At 48.2% G+C, this 20,285-nt stretch carries 21 protein-coding genes; 11 read left to right on the forward strand and 10 right to left on the reverse strand.

All coding sequences use genetic code 11. The features are described 5' to 3' along the window. Positions 1-92: 92 nt before the first annotated feature. Together IRE19_RS01135 and IRE19_RS01140 are read left to right on the forward strand one after the other, a co-directional pair. Positions 93-2,207 (forward strand): M6 family metallopeptidase, encoded by a 2,115-nt coding sequence (locus IRE19_RS01135; protein WP_203339021.1) that lies wholly within the window; start codon positions 93-95, stop codon positions 2,205-2,207. A gap of 93 nt (positions 2,208-2,300) precedes the next feature. Continuing rightward, entirely contained in the window at positions 2,301-3,491 is a 1,191-nt protein-coding gene (locus IRE19_RS01140) for a glycine C-acetyltransferase (RefSeq protein WP_203339022.1), read from the forward strand. Between the two features lie 118 nt (positions 3,492-3,609). Here IRE19_RS01140 and IRE19_RS01145 read toward each other — a convergent pair whose 3' ends face one another. Beyond that, entirely contained in the window at positions 3,610-4,815 is a 1,206-nt protein-coding gene (locus IRE19_RS01145; protein ID WP_203339023.1) for a M20 metallopeptidase family protein, read from the reverse strand. Between the two features lie 100 nt (positions 4,816-4,915). Between IRE19_RS01145 and IRE19_RS01150 the strand changes: the two genes are divergently transcribed. Then, positions 4,916-6,031 carry a mandelate racemase/muconate lactonizing enzyme family protein gene (locus IRE19_RS01150; RefSeq protein ID WP_203339024.1) on the forward strand — a complete coding sequence of 372 codons (1,116 nt, stop codon included), beginning with the start codon at positions 4,916-4,918 and terminating at the stop codon, positions 6,029-6,031. A gap of 38 nt (positions 6,032-6,069) precedes the next feature. Here IRE19_RS01150 and IRE19_RS01155 read toward each other — a convergent pair whose 3' ends face one another. From IRE19_RS01155 to IRE19_RS01165, 3 genes are read right to left on the reverse strand one after another with little or no spacing between them, the layout of a single operon-like run. Further along, positions 6,070-6,819 (reverse strand): amino acid ABC transporter ATP-binding protein, encoded by a 750-nt coding sequence (locus IRE19_RS01155; RefSeq protein ID WP_203339025.1) that lies wholly within the window; start codon positions 6,817-6,819, stop codon positions 6,070-6,072. 36 nt (positions 6,820-6,855) lie between these two features. Then, on the reverse strand, positions 6,856-7,557 hold the full coding sequence (locus tag IRE19_RS01160; protein WP_203339677.1) for an amino acid ABC transporter permease: 702 nt from the start codon (positions 7,555-7,557) through the stop codon (positions 6,856-6,858). Next, positions 7,544-8,371 (reverse strand): amino acid ABC transporter substrate-binding protein, encoded by an 828-nt coding sequence (locus IRE19_RS01165; RefSeq protein ID WP_203339026.1) that lies wholly within the window; start codon positions 8,369-8,371, stop codon positions 7,544-7,546. The genes IRE19_RS01160 and IRE19_RS01165 overlap by 14 nt, the downstream gene beginning before the upstream one ends. A gap of 422 nt (positions 8,372-8,793) precedes the next feature. Between IRE19_RS01165 and IRE19_RS01170 the strand changes: the two genes are divergently transcribed. Beyond that, on the forward strand, positions 8,794-9,738 hold the full coding sequence (locus IRE19_RS01170; protein ID WP_203339027.1) for an L-threonine 3-dehydrogenase: 945 nt from the start codon (positions 8,794-8,796) through the stop codon (positions 9,736-9,738). Positions 9,739-9,819: 81 nt separating this feature from the next. Here the strand turns inward: IRE19_RS01170 and IRE19_RS01175 are convergent, their stop codons facing one another. The 5 genes from IRE19_RS01175 to IRE19_RS01195 form a co-directional block, all read right to left on the reverse strand. Further along, the gene (locus IRE19_RS01175; protein ID WP_191713499.1) at positions 9,820-11,172 is read right to left on the reverse strand and encodes a YjiH family protein; all 1,353 of its coding nucleotides are present in this window, start codon (positions 11,170-11,172) and stop codon (positions 9,820-9,822) included. A gap of 158 nt (positions 11,173-11,330) precedes the next feature. Next, entirely contained in the window at positions 11,331-12,020 is a 690-nt protein-coding gene (gene bshB2 / locus IRE19_RS01180) for a bacillithiol biosynthesis deacetylase BshB2 (protein ID WP_191713500.1), read from the reverse strand. A 14-nt stretch (positions 12,021-12,034) separates the two neighbouring features. After that, the gene (locus IRE19_RS01185) at positions 12,035-12,385 is read right to left on the reverse strand and encodes a YojF family protein (RefSeq protein WP_191713501.1); all 351 of its coding nucleotides are present in this window, start codon (positions 12,383-12,385) and stop codon (positions 12,035-12,037) included. Positions 12,386-12,547: 162 nt separating this feature from the next. Further along, the gene (thiD, locus tag IRE19_RS01190; RefSeq protein ID WP_203339028.1) at positions 12,548-13,381 is read right to left on the reverse strand and encodes a bifunctional hydroxymethylpyrimidine kinase/phosphomethylpyrimidine kinase; all 834 of its coding nucleotides are present in this window, start codon (positions 13,379-13,381) and stop codon (positions 12,548-12,550) included. 60 nt (positions 13,382-13,441) lie between these two features. Next, complete coding sequence (locus IRE19_RS01195; RefSeq protein WP_203339029.1) at positions 13,442-13,696, reverse strand: hypothetical protein; 255 nt, start codon at positions 13,694-13,696, stop codon at positions 13,442-13,444. Positions 13,697-13,766: 70 nt separating this feature from the next. Between IRE19_RS01195 and IRE19_RS01200 the strand changes: the two genes are divergently transcribed. The 4 genes from IRE19_RS01200 to IRE19_RS01215 are packed head-to-tail and all read left to right on the forward strand — an operon-like array spanning position 13,767 to position 15,884. Next, positions 13,767-14,486, forward strand: coding sequence for a DUF4230 domain-containing protein (locus tag IRE19_RS01200; protein WP_203339030.1), 720 nt, complete (start codon positions 13,767-13,769; stop codon positions 14,484-14,486). Between the two features lie 5 nt (positions 14,487-14,491). Continuing rightward, positions 14,492-15,166, forward strand: coding sequence for a uracil-DNA glycosylase (locus IRE19_RS01205; protein ID WP_203339031.1), 675 nt, complete (start codon positions 14,492-14,494; stop codon positions 15,164-15,166). Positions 15,167-15,225: 59 nt separating this feature from the next. Continuing rightward, the gene (locus tag IRE19_RS01210) at positions 15,226-15,486 is read left to right on the forward strand and encodes a YwdI family protein (protein ID WP_203339032.1); all 261 of its coding nucleotides are present in this window, start codon (positions 15,226-15,228) and stop codon (positions 15,484-15,486) included. 20 nt (positions 15,487-15,506) lie between these two features. Further along, positions 15,507-15,884, forward strand: a complete 378-nt coding sequence (locus IRE19_RS01215) for a DUF423 domain-containing protein (protein ID WP_203339033.1) — start codon at positions 15,507-15,509, stop codon at positions 15,882-15,884. A gap of 346 nt (positions 15,885-16,230) precedes the next feature. Here IRE19_RS01215 and hemQ read toward each other — a convergent pair whose 3' ends face one another. Next, the gene (gene hemQ, locus IRE19_RS01220) at positions 16,231-16,980 is read right to left on the reverse strand and encodes a hydrogen peroxide-dependent heme synthase (protein WP_191713509.1); all 750 of its coding nucleotides are present in this window, start codon (positions 16,978-16,980) and stop codon (positions 16,231-16,233) included. Positions 16,981-17,153: 173 nt separating this feature from the next. On the opposite strand from hemQ, the gene lipL reads away from it, so the two are divergent. The 3 genes from lipL to IRE19_RS01235 are packed head-to-tail and all read left to right on the forward strand — an operon-like array spanning position 17,154 to position 19,829. After that, a complete protein-coding gene (gene lipL, locus IRE19_RS01225; protein ID WP_203339034.1) occupies positions 17,154-17,975 on the forward strand; it encodes an octanoyl-[GcvH]:protein N-octanoyltransferase in 822 nt (273 codons plus the stop codon). A 54-nt stretch (positions 17,976-18,029) separates the two neighbouring features. Further along, positions 18,030-19,334: an HD domain-containing protein gene (locus IRE19_RS01230; protein WP_203339035.1), complete on the forward strand. Its 1,305-nt coding sequence runs from the start codon at positions 18,030-18,032 to the stop codon at positions 19,332-19,334. Next, positions 19,335-19,829, forward strand: a complete 495-nt coding sequence (locus tag IRE19_RS01235) for a YwgA family protein (protein WP_203339036.1) — start codon at positions 19,335-19,337, stop codon at positions 19,827-19,829. The last annotated feature ends 456 nt before the right edge of the window (positions 19,830-20,285 follow it).

The following is a 20,285-nucleotide window of genomic DNA, read 5'->3' on the forward strand; positions in this document are numbered from 1 at the left end:
GAAATACATCTTATAGCCTATTCTTCTGACTATTCTGTCATGGTAAGATTTTCAAAGAAATAATATTCTGACAGTTCGGAAGGGGATTCAACATGAAAAACAGCAAATGGGTATCGATCTTATCGGCTAGTGCGTTAACCCTATCTTTATTCGCGCCAGCAGCTGCAGCGGCACCAACCGAAGCAGTGCCATCAATGAACGACTGGAACAGTGAACGATACGGGGACCGGATCGATATCGACCAAAGCCTGAATGAGTTGACGCAAGATGAAAATTTCAAAAAAGAAGCAGAAAAGAAGATAAAGGCGCAGGCGGATGAAGTGGCAGGCGGAGAGTCTGATTCAAAAGCCAACGGAACATTTACATACGATGGCGGAACAAAGCAATTTCTAAATCGCAATCTTAAGTTTAAGAACTTCACGTTGCGGAGTGTAGGCGACAACGTGGAAATCTGGGTTGCCAATGACTTGGCATATGGACCGAACAACCCAAAACCAGCCGATGTGGTAACACAAGCGCAGGTGGATAAATTACGTGCTGAATTCGACAGCAATATCTATCCGGTAGCGACGGATTTCTTTGGAACACCGGACCAATTGGACGGATCAAAGGCTACTGTTCCGGGTATGGTAGGACTACCTAATGACTATTACGAAGGATCGGACAAAGTCATCATGCTGGTCGACAATGTCCAGGATGAAGGCTGGAACGACCCGAGCTATCCATTCTTTGTTGCCGGCTTCTTCTGGCAAACACTTGAAAACTACACAGACCGAAACATCATCACCATCGATACGAATTCATGGGAAACGCGTTTGGAGAGCACATTCTTCGGCACAACCATCCATGAGTTGCAGCATTTGATCCAAGCCGACAACGACGGCGCTGAGGAAACCTGGTTGAACGAAGGCATGTCGACATTCTCTGAATTCCTGGGCGGTTATGGCCATGGAGAAGGATCGATCAACTTCTATTTGGATCACCCGGAAAACTCATTGGTCAACTGGGATGAGCATGGAACAGCAGCAACTGGCCCGGAAACAATTGCAGATTATGGCCAGGTCTACCTGTTCACTCTTTATATGTACGACAAGTTTGGACAGGAATTTATTCGTGAGTTGGCAACAGATGGCGACAGCCAAGGGATGGCAAGCGTCGACAAAGTGCTGAAAGATTATGGTACCAATAAGACATTCACGGAAGTCTACCAGAACTTCATGACGGCGTTGACGTTGGACAACTCAGACGTCAGCAGCGATTATAATTTCGAAAGCATTGATTTGCGTGAACTGCCGGTCGGTACAAATGGTGACGTGCGCGGCAAAACGGTAGACTTTGAAAAAGCGAAGACATTTGAAAAAGAAGGCGTTCCAGCATGGGGCGGCGACTTTAAGGAATTCAACTTCGGCAAAGATGTCCGCGGCCTGGAATTTGACGGCGTCGACTTCCTGCCATTGCAATGGCAAACTGTAGCAGATCCAAAAGGGTCTGGTGCACAAGTATTGCATGCAAATAACGGAGACGAAGCAGATCAGGAATTGATCTTTGGAGCAACAGTGCCTGCTGCAAACGCGGCTTTGACGTTCGAGCATTACTACGATATTGAAGAGCAATGGGATTTCGGCATGGTTCAAGTATCGACTGACAATGGCGATACATGGACTTCGCTTGAAAACGCCAATACGCGCAGTGACGTAGTGGCAGAAGGCTACCCGACCATCAAGGAAAACGTACCTGGCTTCACGGGAACAAATGGCGACTGGGTAACAGAAACATTTGACTTGTCGGCTTACGCAGGAAAAGATGTCCTGGTTTCATTCCGTAACTTGACTGACTGGGGTTCCAATAACCCAGGCTGGTTCATCAAGAACATTAAATTAGGTGATTTCTCGGCTGACGGCACATCAACGGAGGTTTTCCAGTCATTGGGGCAGTTGAAAGGTGACTACGTCAACTTTACGACAACATTCATCCAAACCAAGAAAAATGGCAAAGAACGCGTCTTCCACGTAGATCCGTATAACGTGACGGAGAAACAAGCCTTGGATCTTCAACAAGTTCTCCGTGAAGGCAATGTGAAAATGATCACTTCTTATGCTGCTGAAGAAGGGCAAAAAGAAGCGAAAGAATTCACTTATGAAGTCGTCTACAAAAAGGACAACCCGAACAAAGGCAAAGGCAAGAACAACGGAAAAGGCAATAAATAAGGCAAAAGCGGACCTCGGTCCGCTTTTTCTTTTGGAGAAAATGACCCTTATGGTAAGATGGAAATTGAGATTGTTTGTGAAAGGAAGAGGACATTGTCGAAAAAATTAGATGCATTTTTAGATGAGAACTTAACAGAATTAAAAGAGCAGGGCCTCTATAATGAAATCGATCCGGTTGAAGGACCGAACGGCGCGATCATCAAAGTGCGCGGCAAGGAACTGATCAACCTTTCTTCAAATAACTACTTGGGGCTTGCGACCAACGAAGACTTGAAGCAAGTGGCGAAAGACGCCATCGACAAATACGGTGTCGGCGCAGGGGCAGTCCGTACAATCAACGGAACGTTGGATCTGCATGTGAAGTTGGAAGAAAAGTTAGCTGAATTCAAAGGTACAGAAGCAGCTATTTCTTATCAATCCGGCTTTAATTGCAACATGGCGGCCATTTCAGCTGTCATGGACAAGAACGATGCGATTCTTTCTGACCAGTTGAACCATGCATCCATCATCGATGGCTGCCGTTTGTCGAAAGCGAAAATCATCGCATTTAAGCACTCGGATATGGAAGACCTTCGCCTGAAAGCGAAAGAAGCGACTGAATCCGGCCTTTACAATAAAGTCATGGTCATCACAGATGGTGTCTTTTCGATGGATGGCGATATTGCCAAGCTTCCGGAAATTGTAGAAATCGCCAAAGAATTCGACTTGATCACATACGTGGATGATGCGCACGGATCAGGCGTTACCGGCAAAGGGAAAGGCACCGTGAAGCATTTCGGCCTTGAAAAAGAAATCGATATGCAAATGGGTACTTTATCTAAAGCGGTCGGCGTTGTCGGCGGTTATGTGGCCGGCAAGAAAAATCTGATTGACTGGTTGAAAGTTCGTTCGCGCCCGTTCTTGTTCTCGACAGCGGTGACTCCAGGTGACGTTGCAGCTATCACAGCGGCAGTCCAAATCATCATCGACTCAACGGAATTGCACGATAAATTGTGGGACAATGGCGATTACTTGAAAAAAGGCCTGGATCAATTAGGCTTTGATATCGGCCATTCAGAAACACCGATCACTCCTTGCATCATCGGCGACGAAAAGCTGACGCAGGAATTCTCGAAGCGTTTGTTCGAAGAAGGCGTCTATGCAAAATCAATCGTCTTCCCAACGGTTCCAAAAGGCACTGGACGCGTCCGCAACATGCCGACAGCTGCCCATACGAAAGAAATGTTGGATGAAGCCATTGCCACTTACGAAAAAGTCGGCAAAGAATTAGGCGTCATCAACTAAAACACGAAAACACGCCCGGCTTTATGCTCCCGGGCGTGTTTTTATTTCCAAATATAGGATATACAGTCCTGGTTGGGTGAAATACAGTCCAAATTGGCGAAGCACTGTCGAAATCAGCTTACTTACTGTCCAAAACAGGCACAATACTGTCCAACGCCAATTTCTGCTCCTCAAAATAAATCGCAGCGAACATTTCCGCTATCACCAGCATAGCGGTTTCATTAAAATCGAAGTTTTCATGGTGATGCGGGTAAACAGTCTGTTCATCATCCATTTTCGCGCCGACAAAGAAATAGGCGCCGGGCTTGGCCTGTGTAAAATAAGTGAAATCTTCGACCGGCATGACCGGATCGATTTCCACCACATTTTCAACTCCCACTACCCCGCGTCCGGCAATGCGGACACGATCGGTTTCAGCTGAATGGTTCCAAAGAGAATCGTAGCCATTTTCGATGATCACTTCTGCGGTGGCGCCCATGGCGATGGCGACGTTCTCGACAACGGTCCGAAGGCGCTGGCTGGCGAGCGCGCGGAGTTCGGGATCGAATACGCGAATTGTGCCTTCCAGCACTGCTTTGCTCGAAATGACGTTATCGGCATCGCCGGCATGGAATTTGCCGATTGAGACGACCAGTTCTTTCAATGGATCGGCATTGCGGCTGACGATGGACTGCAAAGCAACCATGATATGGCTCGCTGCCAAAATCGGATCGACGCCGTTGTGCGGTTCTGCCCCGTGTGTTCCGGAACCGTGGACGATAATTTTGACGGTATCTTCAGAAGCCTGAAGGAATCCGTCGCGCACATAAATCTGGCCGCTGTCCATCTTGCTTTGCAGGTGAGCACCGTAGACCGCATCGACGCCGTCCAGGCAGCCATCTTCAATCATGGCGCGTGCACCGCCTGGCGATAGTTCCTCGCCGAATTGATGGATCATGACAATTGTGCCCGGCAGTTCTTCCTGAATGGCCACTATCGCTTTGGCGAAGCCCAGCAAAGCGGCAGTATGGCCATCATGGCCGCAGGCGTGCATCACACCCGGAACAGTGGACTTATAAGAAACGTCTTTTTGGTCATCGATCGGCAAAGCATCGAAATCTGCACGGAATGCAATCGTTTTGCCAGGCTTTCCGCCGCGGATCGTCCCGACAACACCGCGTCCGCCAACGTCCCGGCGAACTTCTATACCCAATTTTTCCAAACGATCCGCAATAAAAGCGGGCGTGGCGATTTCTTGATGCGACAATTCGGGGTGCATATGCAAATATCTTCGGGTCTCCACCATTTCGCCGTAGAGCGACCGGATCTGTTCAGTTAACGTCATTTGTCAAAACTCCTTTGTGATGAAAATAAAATACCATTCATTCACGAATTTCACTATAGTAGTAAGTATACAATAAGTTAAATTTAATGGAGGCTGTCAAATGAAAATCACAAAAGCGTCATTGCATGCGGTCAGATTTCCACTCAACGAACCATTCATCATTTCCTATGCGACGTACCCGGATATGCCGGCATTGATTCTAGTACTGGAAACCGACAATGGATTGGTTGGATACGGAGAAGCCGTTCCGGATGAACATGTAACTGGAGAATATTTCACGGCTGCTTTTGAGGTGTTGAAAGAACTGTTCCTGCCGGCCATTATTGGCATGAACCCGTTCGACATCGAATCGATTCATTCAAAAATGAACGCATTGATGGCACGGAACCCTGCAGCCAAAGCCGCTGTGGATATTGCCTGCTACGACTTGATGGGCAAGGCGGCCAGCCAACCAGTATACAACCTGATCGGCGGACAGGCGACGGAACATCTTGATTACCCGAAAGTGCTCAGCATTGAAGCACCTGAAATCATGGCGGAAAAAGCCAAGAAAGCTGTTGAAATGGGCTATGCGTCTCTTAAACTGAAAGTAGGGAAAGGACAGGCACAGGAAGATGTGGACCGGATTTTGGCGGTTCGAGAAGCGGTCGGCCAGGACATGCCGATCCGCGTGGATGTCAATCAAGGATGGATGTCCTCAGGGATAGCAGTGGCAGCCATTAAACAGCTTGAAGGAGCGAACATTGCCTGGATCGAACAGCCGATCCGCATGGGCGACATTCGCGGATTGGCCGAAATCCGTTCGAAGACCGCTGTACCGATCATGGCAGACGAAAGCCTTCAGTCGATGGAAGACCTCTTGGAAATCATCCGCTTGCAGGCGGCGGACGTCATCAATATCAAGCTGATGAAATGTGCGGGCATTTTCCATGCGGCCCAAATGGCGAAAACCGCTGAAGCAGCGGGCATGAAGTGCCAAATCGGCTCCATGGTGGAATCTTCCGTCGGATCTGCCGCTGGCTATCATGTAGCCATGTCGCGCATCAATATTGAAAGCACGGAACTGACGGGACCGCTGCTGTTCAGCGAGGAAATCGGTGATTTGACTTATAAACATCCATACGTTTTCTTATCCGGCAAACCCGGATTAGGCGTAGAAGTGGATCCAGTACAATTGGAAAAACTGACGGTCAAGAAATGGACTATAGAAAAATAAACATAAAAAACTCGCGGGCCCATTGGGTCCGCGAGTTTTTAGATGACATCCGTTTTCTGGATCAAACTCAGGAAACGTTTTGTGCGTTCTTCTGTCGGATGGTTGAAAATGTCTTCGGGCTTGCCGCGTTCGATGATACGTCCTTCGTCCATGAACAGCACTTCGTCCGCGACGCCTTTGGCAAAACGCATTTCGTGAGTCACTACGACCATCGTCATGCCTTCGGCGGCCAAATCTTTCATGACCTGCAGCACTTCGCCGACCAATTCGGGGTCGAGCGCGGAGGTCGGTTCATCAAAAAGCATCACTTTTGGCTCAAGTGCCAGTGCCCGGGCGATGCCGACACGCTGTTGTTGCCCACCGCTCAGCTGGAACGGGTAGTCATTGATCTTTTCGCCGAGCCCGACTTTCGTCAGCAGCTGCTCGGCTTTTTTTCGGGCCAGCTTTTTATCCTGCTTCTGGACAGTAACGGGTCCTTCCATGACATTTTCAAGAGCGGTCATGTGAGGGAATAGGTTGTAGTGCTGGAAGACCATGGCCGACTGCTTGCGAAAAGCCATAATCTGCTTTTTCGACAAAGGTTTGGAGAAGTCGGCGGTCTGTTCGTCGATCGTTACAGAACCGGAAGTGGGTGTTTCTAATGTATTGAGGCAACGGAGAAATGTCGTTTTACCTGAACCGGATGGGCCGATAACTACAATTGCCTGGCCTTTTTGGACATCTGCATCAATGCCTTTCAATACTTCGAGGTCACCGAACTTTTTATGCAAATTTTTGATTGAAATCATATCGGACTCCTTACTGCAATCAGTGAACTGCTTGTATTATCGGGAAACGTAGCGGTCAAAGCGATGTTCAAGCCGTCCTTGGACCAGCGACAAGGCAAAGCAGATGACCCAGTAAAGCAATGCCGCCTGCCCGTACAGCAGCAGGAACTCGTAGTTGGTTGCGGCGATTTGCTGGGCGACCCTGAACATCTCGGTAACCAAAATCAGCGATGCCAGTGACGTATCTTTGATCAAGCTGATAAACGTATTGGACAAGGGCGGCAATGAAACACGTGACGCCTGAGGCAAAATAACGCGGCGCAATGATTGTGTATAGGACATGCCGATCGTGTCGGCTGCCTCCCATTGGCCTTTTGGAATCGACAGGATCGCTGCCCGGATCACTTCGGAAGCATAAGCTCCGACGTTCAGGGAGAAGCCGATCACTGCCGCAGGAAACGGATCGATGGTGATGCCGAGTGTCGGCAATCCGTAAAACAGGATGAACAATTGAACCAATAAAGGCGTACCGCGTATGATCGATACGTAAACACGGGCAATGATCTGGAAAATTTTAACCGTCGAAATCCGCGCCAAAGCAGTCAAAATCGCCAAAACCAATCCAAAAATAAAGGAAATGATCGATAAAGGCAACGTGAATTGCAGCGTGGCTTCGATTAATGGAAGAAATGAGGATTGCGCAATATCCACAAGCCGTTCCATTCTGACCGGATCTGAGAAAATACTATTCAAGTACATTTTCACCAAACCATTTTTCGGAAATTTCATCGTACGTGCCGTCTTCGATCATATCAGCCAACGCTTTATTCGCTTCATCCACAATTGCGCCACTGTCTTTTCTGAACAATAATGCACTTTGTGCAGCATCTCCGGATTCATCAACAACTTTCACTTTTGCATCCGGGCGCTGTTTCAGGAAATCCAAAACGGTTAAGTTATCATTGACGGTCGCATCAACGCGGCCGGAATTCAGTAATTCAATCGCTTGGTTAAACCCTTCGACGCCTTCAAGTTCCGCGCCGTAAGAAGTGGCTGTTTCAGCATAGTTGCTTGTCAATGATTGTGCAGACAATTTGCCATCCAAGTCTTCAAAGCTTTGGATCTCCGTATTGTCTTCAGCAACTACCAAAACCGCAGTGGAAGTGATGTATGGATCTGAAAACTCATAGCTTTCCTGGCGCTCAGGGTTGATTCCGACCTGGTTGGCGACCATATCAAAGCGTCCGGCGTCCAATCCTGCAAACATGGCATCCCATTGGGTTTCAAGAAATTCAGCCTCGACACCCAGGCGCTCGGCGACTTCGCGTGCAATTTCAACATCAAAACCAGTCAATTCTCCGGAAGCGTCGTGGAAAGTGAAAGGAGGGTAGGTCCCTTCCGTACCGATGACCAATGTTCCTTCTTCCTTGACCTTAGCCAGGACATCTTCTCCGGATCCGCCGTTGTCCGCCGCATCATCCGTCGTCGGGTCTTCTTCAGGGGATCCACCTCCACAGGCAGCTAAAACCAACATTGCTAAGACTAATAAAAACGCCAAACTGAATTTCTTCATGTAAATCTCCTCGTTTCGTTTGTATTTTGTTTCCGAGATTCCCTGCTGGCTTTCATTCCCTTTGATTTAATCCAAATAAATGAATGATCAATAAAGCCATTATAACCAACTGGATTAGTTGGTTTAAGGATTAAAAAAAGGAAAATCCGTTTTGAAATCCAACAGAAATCCTAGAGCTGATTTATTATAGCACGCCTTCGCAACAGTCTCAAATGAAGTGAACGGCAGAAAAAAATAGCTTTTCAGGCTGTCTCTAGGATGAAGGAAGGAGATTTTCACCCACACTTTCCGATAAAGTGTTTGTGTTTTTAAAGAGAACAACTTATAATAGCTAGATAATAAAGGTTTGATTAGCAAGGTTTACAAGCTATTTTTTGTTTTTTTACACAGGACAAATGTTTTTCGGAAAAGGAGTGTTGAAAATGGAACGAATTATGATTACAGGTGCTTTAGGACAGATAGGGTCGGAGCTTGTCGGGAAAATGCGTAGCATCTACGGCAATGACAATGTATTGGCGACGGATATCCGCCAGTCTTCCGATCAATCAGGACCTTTTGAAATTTTGGATGTTACCGATGCACAGAGAATGCATGACCTGGCAAAAGATTTTGGTGCCGATACAATGGTCCATATGGCGGCTTTGCTGTCAGCGACTGCTGAAGAAAAGCCTCTTCTTGCCTGGAACTTGAATATGGGCGGACTTGTCAATGCGCTTGAAGCCTCTCGTGAACTCGGCATGCAATTTTTCACACCCAGTTCCATTGGCGCTTTCGGTCCGTCAACGCCTAAGAAAAACACACCGCAAGACACGTTGCAGCGTCCGACAACTATGTACGGCGTTAACAAGGTGGCTGGTGAATTGCTTTGTGACTATTACTTTACAAAATTCGGAGTGGACACGCGCGGCGTCCGTTTCCCAGGACTGATTTCCAACGTAGCTCAGCCGGGCGGCGGAACGACCGATTACGCAGTCGATATCTATTACAAGGCGATCGAACAAGGCAGCTATACGTCTTACATTGCAGAAGGCACCTACATGGATATGATGTATATGCCGGACGCGCTGCAGGCCATTGTTGATTTGATGGAAGCAGACCCAGCCAAATTGATCCACCGAAATGCGTTCAATGTAACAGCGATGAGTTTTGAGCCGGAACAAATTGCCGCTTCCATCCGCAAGCACATTCCAGATTTCAAGATGTCTTATGCGGTCGATCCGATCAGACAGGAAATTGCAGACAGCTGGCCGGATAACATCGATGCTTCTGCTGCCCAGACCGAATGGGGCTTTAAAGCTTCTTACGATTTGGATGCCATGACTTATGACATGCTGGAAAAATTAAAAAAAAAGCTCCAGCCCGCTTGAGTGAATTTCATTAAATGAACAATAAGAAACGCCATCCGCAGTCTAATCTGCGGATGGCGTTTTTTTCGTTTTTTTATTTGATTAGAATAGTAGATGTGCGACGCCCACAACGATCGGCAATGCAATGATTGTGCGAAGCAGGAAGATGATGATCAGGTCCAGGATATTTACAGGAATCTTGGAACCTAACAGCAAGCCGCCGACTTCAGACATGTAGATCAATTGTGTAACGGACATGGTGGCGACAACAAAGCGCGTCATTTCAGATTCGATGCCTGCACCTAAAATAGCCGGCAGGAACATATCAGCAAAACCGACAACCATCAATTGCGCAGCTTCAGCCGCTTCTGGTACGCCCAGCAAACGCAAATACGGTTCGAACGGTGTACCCAGAATCGTGAACACCGAAGTGTATTCAGCCAGGATCAATGCGACAGTACCGAATGCCATAACAACCGGTGCAACACCAATCCACATATCCAATACGTTTTTAAAGCCATCTTTGAAGAATTTGCTGACTGAGCGGTTATCTTCCGCCTTCGTCAAAGCACTTTCGATGCCGTGCGAAGTGACACTATAACCAGCCGGCACGTCTTCTGACTGGGATTCCTGTGGTGAACCGTCCATGAAAGTGGTCGGCTTGTTCGTTAACGGGTAAATCCGCGGCATAATAAGTGCAAGAATGACGCCCGCTAAAATGACTGTTGCGTAATAAGGGAGGAAGTAGGTACCAAGACCAATTTCCTGAATGACGACAATCGCAAACGTGATGGAAACGACGGAGAATGTAGTTCCGATAATCGCGGCTTCACGCTGCGTGTATTTATTCGCTTCGTATTGCTTGCTTGTCAGTAGGACCCCAATGGTGCCATCTCCTACCCACGATGCCAAAGCATCAATGGATGAACGGCCAGGCAGGCGGAACAGCGGGCGCATGATTTTCACCATCATCGTGCCGAAAAATTCCAATAAGCCAAAGTTCATCAATAGAGGGAGAAGCAGGCCGGCAAAAAGGAAAATGGTGAAAAGGAAAGACAGTAAACCGTCGCCGGCAAGAAGGAGCCCTCCTGTATTTTCATTCCAAATAGGTTCTGGCCCAACTTGGAACAACACCATGACTGCAAATACTGCTCCAAGAATCCGGACAATGGTCCAAAAAAGATTGACGTTAAAAAGCTTGTCCATAAACGGAACATAATCTGTTTCGTTGACTTTTTTGGTGATGAAAACCAATGAACCCAAGGCCGCTACAATTAAAATGCCCATCATGATCCACGGTACGATGGATTCGATGGATCCCGCCATAAGGTTGGCGAGGACTGCTATGGTGACCATCCAGCCTTCGTCTGTTGGAATTGGTACCAAAAACAGTATGATTCCGAGTAGAGAAGGAATCAAAAACAGCAGCCAGGTTGAGATAGAAAACTTTTTCACAAATAAATCCCCTTTTCTGAGTGTATGAATACACATAATTATAACTGATTATACAACGCTTTTCCCCTGTGAAAGCGCTCCACAACCAATGTTTATATTATCTGAAAACATCCATAAAAAATACCCCCTCAATAAAGAAAATATTGAGGGGGTAATATTTAGAAGGATTCTTCAAAATCCTCATGCCAGCGATAATTATAAAAGCGTTCTTTCGTCAACCAGTTTTCGGTCTCTGTATCGCCTTGCTGCAGCTTGTGCTCCATCTCGGCAAGCATCCAGGCAGTTTGCGAGATGTGCGCTTTCATGGAATTCATTTTCTGCTCACGAACATCCTGAATATCGTAAACAACATCCGGTTGGCCAAGCATCTCCAATGTATTGTTCGCAAAAGCGACACAATGCAAGGTCGGGCGGTCCTTCATTCGGCGGACTGCACGGACAACCGCGCGGGCAGTTGCTTCATGATCTGGGTGGACAGCATAGTCCGGATAGAAGGTGATGATCTTCGACGGGTTCAATTCTTCGATCAGCTCTGCCATTAGGCCAACCATCTTCTCGTCGTCTTCAAATTCGATGGTTTTGTCGCGCAATCCCATCATCCGAAGGTCAGTCAATCCCATCGCCTCTGCAGAAGCCAGAAGTTCCTGCTTGCGGATGACCGGCAATGATTCTCTTGTAGCGAATGGCGGGTTGCCGAGGTTGCGGCCCATTTCGCCGAGTGTCAGACACGCGTATGTAACGGGTGTGCCCTGGTTGATATGTGTGGTGATCGTTCCGGAAACACCGAACGCTTCATCGTCCGGGTGAGGGAAGACGACCAGCACATGGCGTTCTTGTGGAATTGTCATCGTAAGTTCCTCCCTTAATAACTGAACGGTGTTTCGCTGATCTCCAGCGCCACCGCCAATTTCCCAGTGCCGTCATGCCCTGCTAGCAAAAGGCGGCCCTGTTCATCCAATTCATAATGTGTGATGCCTTGTGCATAGACCCAGCCATGCGGCAGCTTCAGTCCCACGCGGTGTGGGCTGTCGCCGACCACTTTTCCAAGCTCGTAATTGATGACCACGTTGCGGATGAACGCGCCGGCATTGAAAAAGCCTTCGTTGAAATGTGTCGCATAAGAGCCGTTTGTCGTTTCCAAATGAAGGTAGACATCTTTGCCTGCAAATGCGTCCAGCTGTACTTGCAATTTTTTTACTTCGACTAGTTCCATGATGTTCCTCCTAAAGAATCGGTATTCTTTCAGTATAGGGAAATATGCGGGATATTGCGATTAGGATGCTTTGAAGGAAGAATAACAATTTCCATAAATAAAAAAAGCTGTCCGCAGAAAGTCATTTTCATGACGTTTCGGGACAGCTAAATGGGGTGTATTCTACAATTCAGTTACTTCAACTTCAGGTTTTGCGAATTTCGAAGCGGCGCCGTGCATAACCGGGCCGACGTATTCGTTCAACTTCCAACCGTGCTGGATGGCTGTAGCAACGAAGATTTTGGCATTCAAGACTGCGTCTTTAACTGATTGGCCGTTCGCCAAGTTAGCTGTAATTGCTGCAGCGAACGTGCAGCCAGCACCGTGGTTATAAGACGTATCTGTTTTTTCGGAAGTCAGCAAATAATGTTTTTTGCCGTCGAACAGCAAATCCGCTGCTTTATCGTGCTTAAGCTGTTTGCCGCCTTTGATGACGACGAATTCAGCGCCATGCGCATGGATTTTTTCAGCTGCCGCTTGCATGTCTTCCACCGTTTGCAGTGTGCCTTCGCCTGATAATTGCCCAGCTTCGACCAAGTTTGGAGTAACGACCTTCGCGTTCGGCAACAAATACTTGATCATAGCGTCGACATTTTCAGGGAATAAAACTTCGTCTTCCCCTTTGCATGCCATAACCGGATCGATGACAACGTCTCTGATGCCGGAATCCGCAATTGCTTTGCCTGCCATTTCGATGATATCAACAGTCGGCAACATGCCGGTTTTTAATGCGTCAACGCCTGTAGAAAAGGCGGTTTTCAACTGGGCGTCTACAGTATCCAATGCGATTGGATGGATGCCATGGCTCCAGCCATTTTCAGGATCCATGGTTACGATGACAGTCAATGCATTCATGCCATACGTTCCGTGTTCCTGGAAAGTCTTAAGGTCTGCTTGTATGCCTGCTCCGCCGGAAGTGTCTGATCCAGCGATGGTTAGTGTTTTTTTGAGTGTCATGCGTAAATCTCCTTTAAGTGGATTATGTCATTGCTCTCATTTTAACAAAAATTCATACATTTACAACGGATTGCGCTTATTCGGCACGAGCAGGAGTGCTGCCGTGGCGATGCAGACAAGCAGGAATACCGTGGTGAAAACCCCCATTAGGACAAAGCCGCTTTTGAAAAGACCAATGGCAATGAGTAATGTTAGAATGGAAACAGCTGCGATAATAAGTCCAAGACAGCCTAATCCGGCCCGTTTCGCGCCTTCTGGAGCAGTCGTGCCTTTAGTTTTTGAAACACTGGAAATTTTTTCGCGCCAATCGGCCATGCTGATCGCTCCTTTAGCTAATCGTAACATGAAGATAGAGGGAATAGAATACAAGAAAGTAGGGGTTTTATTGGCGAAAGATCCGAAATTGACAGAAATCGAACGTTTATTGGAAGAAGTGAAAGGGCAAGGAGAAACAAAGGAGTCTGGCTTCTGGAAAACCACGAAATTGATGATGGGCGTCTGGCGGAACTCTTTTCTGGTATTGCTCGCCATTTTATTGCTGTTGCTGGTGGCTTTGCCGCTGGGTACGTTTTGGATGATCAAAGGCAGCACGTTTACAGAAGACAAAGGCGCATTTTTGGAACAGATCCAGGAATTGAATGAACTCTCCACCGCCGAAGCCTTTTCGAAAGTCATCATTGAGCGGCAGGACAATGCGGTATTCGGCCAGGAAATCGGCCTGGATCTGCCCGGTACGAAACGCCAATTGCTGGTGGTCATTCCGGGATCGGTTCGTGCCGGCATTGATTTCTCCAAAGTATCAGAGGAAGACATCGTACTTGACGAAGAAGCGAAAACAGCGACATTGACGTTGCCGCCGGCCGAATTTTTAGGAGGACCGGAATTGTTCATGGACCAAGTGGAAGTTTATTCGTATGAAGGGCTATTCCGCAGCGGGGCCGATATTTCAGAAGCCTACGAATTGGCTGAAGAAGCCAAAAAACTGATGTTGGCAGAAACGGAAGGGCAGGGTGTGCTGCAGACGGCAGAAGACAATGCAGCGCGTTCGGTTCAGGAAATGTTCGGCCTGGTGGACTATGACGTTACAGTAGAATTCGAGGAGTGATGGATATGGGAAAACAGATTTTTCAAAACGACTGGCAAAAGGTCGTGGGGGAAGAATTCGACAAGCCGTATTATTTGGAACTGCGCGAGTTTTTAAAAGAAGAATACGCCAATCAAACCGTCTATCCGGCAAAGGAAAATATTTGGTCGGCTTTTGAACATACGGCGTATCGGGATGTCAAAGTCGTCGTATTGGGGCAGGATCCGTATCACGGGCCCAATCAGGCGCATGGGTTGAGTTTCTCTGTCCAGCCGGGAGTGCCGCATCCGCCGAGCCTGCGCAATATGCTCAAAGAGCTGAAGGAAGACATCGGCTGCGATAAACCGAAAGACGGCACTTTGACAAAATGGGCCGACCAAGGCGTGCTGATGATGAACACGGTGCTGACGGTTAGAGGCGGAGAAGCGAATTCCCATCGCAATAAAGGATGGGAAACTTTTACGGACGAAGTGATCCGCAAATTGTCCGAGCGTGAAGAACCCGTCATTTTCGTCTTATGGGGCAAGCCTGCCCAAACGAAGAAACGGCTCATCGACCTGGATAAGCATGATGTACTCGAAGCGCCGCACCCGAGTCCGCTCAGTGCCAGCCGTGGATTTTTCGGCAGCCGCCCTTATTCAAAAGTGAACAGTCTGTTACAAAGCCGCGGGCAGGCGCCCATCGATTTCTGTTTGGACTGACCTGCAGCAGAATTGCGTGGTAAACTGGAAGTAATCAAAATCGGAGAGGGGGCTGGAACATGGCCATCGACAACATGCGCATTTTAAATGAAATCGACAGGCACACGACGCGGGCGCGAAACAGCGACCCGGCGAAAGTGCGTGATTCCGTTGCAGCGATCCGTGCATTATGCGATTTGCTGCTGGAGGACGATCAACCGATGATCAATCATCAAACACCGCGTGCCGTGCCGCTCGCTTCCCCTCAGCCGCAGACGGTATCTGCCGTCAACAAGCTGAAAGAAGAAGACGCGAACGGCGATTCGCTGTTTGAATTTTAAATGGAAAGAGGAAGTTACTTATGAAGTTTTTCTTGATTGCCGGAGCGGTTAACGCTCTTCTGTCTGTAGCATTTGGTGCGTTCGGTGCACATTTGCTGGAAGGGCGCGTTGCGGACAAGTATTTGGATACATGGCAAACGGCCGTGCAGTATCAGATGTTCCACGCAGTCGGGTTGATGGTCATCGCCATCTTGATGAGTTCATCTCTGCTTGGGCCGCTTAGTTCATTGAACTGGGCAGGTTATTTGATGCTTGCTGGAATCGTTATTTTTTCAGGGAGCTTATATGTCCTGAGTTTAACAGGCATCAGCATTCTCGGTGCCATCACGCCAATCGGCGGCGTTGCATTTATCGCTGCCTGGGTAATGGTCATCGTTGCTGCAGTAAAAGCGTTGTAATGATAGAAAGAGGGCCATCCGTTTTACGCGGATGGCCCTCTTTTATGGATGCGGAAAGTAAATAGGACGATATGGAAAGTAATTCCTCTGATTTGGAAAGTATTCATGCCGAAATAGAAAGTATTTTACTTGAAACGGAAAGTATATCCATTTAACTGGGAAAACGGCGTGTGAAACCGTTGCTTATTCCATGGCGTGGTGCGGTCGCAGCCGTTAGAGGTGCGGAAATGGGTCGGCGAGGTGCGGTTACACCCGTTTGAGGTGCGGAAATCACTCCTCGAGGTGCGGTCCCATACAAATCAAACAAAAAAAGCCGCCCAAAGAGGCGGCTTTCAGTATATATTGATTAAACTTCCAGAAACTTAACGGTTCTTTCGGCATCTAGTCTTGTACCGACATAGAATGAACCGAATTCTGCGTAACGCGCGCTGACTTCGTCAAAACGCATTTCGTAGATCAATTTCTTGAATTGAAGAACGTCGTCTGCGAACAAAGTGACGCCCCATTCGTAGTCGTCAAAGCCGACAGATCCAGAAATGATCTGTTTCACTTTGCCGGCATAGCTGCGGCCGATTTTGCCGTGTGACAGCATCAATTCTTTGCGGGTATCCATCGGAAGCATATACCAGTTGTCGTCGCCGTCGCGGCGTTTGTCCATCGGATAGAAGCAGATGTACTGTGAACGCTGAAGTTCAGGGTACAAACGCGCACGGACATGCGGGTTCTGGTATGGATCTTCGTCTGATTTGCCGGCCAGGTAATTGGAAAGCTCAACGACAGAAACATAAGAGTACGTAGGAACCGTGTAAGCGATCAACGTCAGCTTGTTGTATTCTGTTTCAAGTTCATTCAATTCGTCCATTGTTTCACGCAGCATCATCAGCATCAAGTCAGCTTTTTGGCCAACAATTGAATACAACGCATGTGCGCCGGTTTTATTTTCATCGGCTTGGTTGATTTTGTCCATAAATGCCTGGAATTCATCGATCGCGAATTGGCGTTCTTCTTCCGTCAGCATTTTCCACGTTACCCAGTCCATCGAACGGAAATCGTGCAGGACGTACCAGCCGTCTAATGTAATCGCTGCTTCATTCATTAATCAAACACTCCTTTAATGTAAATCTCTCATCATTCAGTTTATCACAACGCTTCACCAACTTCCTGCAAAACTACCGGCTGTCACCAATTTGACATGACGCGCACGGGTTTTCAGCGGGTCCGTAAAAGGGTAAACTGAAGTCAAGGAATTGCAGAAAGAGGAGAAGCAGCATGCCGTTATTTTTTGAAGAAACATCCTGGCGTTTTTGGGATCAGTCCTTGAGCGCCAAAAACCGCTCAGCGCTGGAATCATTTGCAGCAGATGACACACTTTGTGAATTGGTGGGAAGTGGGAAAAGTGAACCGGCCGTCCGCACATGGGTACATGATGACACAGTGGTTTTGGGCATCCAGGATCATCGCTTGCCCCATATCGAGGAAGGCATGGAAGTCTTGAAAACGCACGGTTTTACGCCGATTGTCCGCAACTCGGGTGGACTGGCGGTGGTATTGGACGCCGGTGTCCTGAATATTTCGCTGGTGCTGTCGGAAAAGGACAACGCCATCGACATTCCAGCAGGATACGAATTGATGCTGGAACTGGTGCAGGAATTATTTCCGGAAGCTGACATCGAAGCGTATGAAATCGTCGGCTCGTATTGCCCGGGCTCTTATGACCTGAGCATTGGCGGCCGGAAATTCGCCGGCATCTCGCAGCGCCGGATTCGCCGCGGTATTGCAGTTCAGGTTTATCTATGCGTTGAAGGCAGCGGTTCGGAACGTGCAGAAGTTATCCGCGAATTTTACGAAGCGGGGCTGCAAGGCGAAGAGACAAAATTCACCTACCCGGAAATAAAACCTGAAACGATGGCGTCGCTCAGCGAACTGCTTGGCAGACCTATCACCGTCCAGGAAGTGGTGCTCGATCTTCACGCCTTAATGGGCGCGCCGGCACCCATGCCGCTGCAGCCGGATGAGACGGAGTTGTACGGATTTTATTTGGAACGGGTGGTTGAACGCAACCGCAAAATGCTGGAACGTCCTCTTGAATAGAGAAGAGGCGCTGGTGTAGAATAGCTGTTACATGAAAAAAACGGAGGTGCGCAAGTGAGCTACGCAACGCAAAAATTAGCTGAGGAAAAAGTCTTTAAAGATCCGGTCCACCGATATGTCCACGTGCGCGACCAAGTGATTTGGGATCTGATCAATTCGCGTGAAGTTCAGCGTTTGCGCAGAATCAAGCAATTGGGCACCTCGTACTTAGTATTCCACGGCGCAGAACACAGCCGTTTCAACCACTCATTGGGCGTATACGAAATCGTCCGGCGGATTTCGGATGATATTTTCCATGGACGCCCGGAATGGGACGAAAGCGAACGCCTGGTGGTTTTGTGCGCAGCACTTCTTCATGATCTGGGCCACGGGCCGTTCTCGCATTCATTCGAAAAGGTTTTTGCGCTTGATCATGAAGCCTTCACACGAAAAATTTTGCTTGGAGACACGGAAGTCAATGAAATCCTGACCAAGGTATCCGCCGAATTTCCGGAAAAAGTGGCTGAAGTGATTGCCAAAACCTATTCGAATAAACAAGTGGTTTCGCTGATTTCCAGCCAGATTGACGCGGACCGCATGGATTACCTTCAGCGCGATGCGTACTATACAGGGGTTTCCTATGGCCATTTCGATATGGAGCGGATTCTTCGTGTCATGCGCCCGCTCGATGACCAGGTGGTCATCAAGTCGAGCGGCATGCACGCCGTCGAGGATTACATCATGAGCCGCTACCAGATGTATTGGCAAGTGTATTTCCATCCAGTTGCCCGCAGTGCAGAAGTGATTTTGCGGAAGATACTTCAGCGGGCCAAGGAATTGCATGGTCTCGGCTATAAATTCGCACAGCCGCCGACCCATTTCCTGTCGTTTTTCGACCGCAGTTTTACGCTGAAAGAGTATTTGGCTTTGGACGAAGGCGTCTTGATGACTTATTTCCAATTGTGGATGACGGAGCGCGACCCGATCTTAGCGGATCTGTGCGACCGTTTCGTCAACCGCCGCCTGTTCCAGTACGTGGATTTTGATCCAGGCAAAGATTACAAAAAACTTGGCGAACTTGCGCAGCTGTTTCATTCCGCCGGCATCGACCCGGAATATTATTTGATCGACGACTCGACGTCCGACTTGCCTTACGATTTTTATCGTCCGGGAGAGGAAGAAGAGCGGCTGCCGATCCATTTGCTGATGCCGAACGGCGACATCAAGGAATTATCGCGTTTGTCCCAAATCGTCGACGCGATTTCCGGCAAACGCAGAACCGATTACAAATTGTATTTTCCAGCTGAGCTATTGATCGACGGCAAGAAAAAAGCCATCAAGCAGCAGATTTTGGAGATGCTTCGAGAAGGAGGGGTATAGTTGCTCCAGGAACACGCAAAAATCGTGGACTTTATTGCCACAGCGGAAGGTGTAACCGGCCGCAAGAAATTGCAGAAAATGATTTACATAATGAAAAAGATGGACATTCCATTCCAGGAAAAATATGAGTTCCATATTTATGGGCCGTATTCTGAAGAATTGACTGCCCGCGTACATGAATTATGCGATATGGGGTTCTTGTCAGAGGCATTGGAGGACAAAGGCTCTTACGTTCAGTATAAATACAGCGTGACGGAAGAAGGCCAGGAGTTTCGCAAAGTATTGGGGAAATCCGTTTTGGATACCCCGCTGACGGCGGGAAAACTGAATGCCAAAAGCGGCCGCTTCTTGGAATTGACCGCGACGCTCCTGTATTTTGATAATTTGAAGCGCGAGGAACAAATCGACAAACTGCATGTCGTCAAAGGAAAGCTGAACTTTACGGCTGAAGAAATCGATGAAGCTTTTGCTTTTATAGAGGAACTTCGTCCGTAAATGGATGAGGAATGAAAAACACTCCCGTTGCGGGAGCGTTGTGCGGCCGTTTTTCACGAGATCCAGTGGCAATGGCCAACTCCTCGAGTCATAAGTCAACCCAATGTCCAGTTTCAGTGCCTAGCTCTTCGGGATGTAAGCCACTCTGGCTGTGCGGCAAAGTCCGCCGCTTCGCCAGATCGTCATACCCCTGTCAGAGCTGAACAGGCACTTCCACTTTTCACGGGATCCAGTTGCAGTGCCTAGCTCTTCGGGTCATAAGTCAACCCGGCTGTGTGGCAAAAAGCGCCACTTCGCCGGTCTGCCTTATGCCTTTCAGAGCTGAACAGGCACTTACACTTTTCACGGGATCCAGTGGCAATGGCCAACTCCTCGAGTCATAAGCCGCTCTGGCTGTGTGGCTGAAAACACGCCACTTCGCCAGCGCGTCTTATGCTTGTCGGAGCTGAACGGCCA

The organism is Planococcus beijingensis (assembly GCF_016820615.1).
Taxonomy (GTDB): domain Bacteria; phylum Bacillota; class Bacilli; order Bacillales_A; family Planococcaceae; genus Planococcus; species Planococcus notacanthi.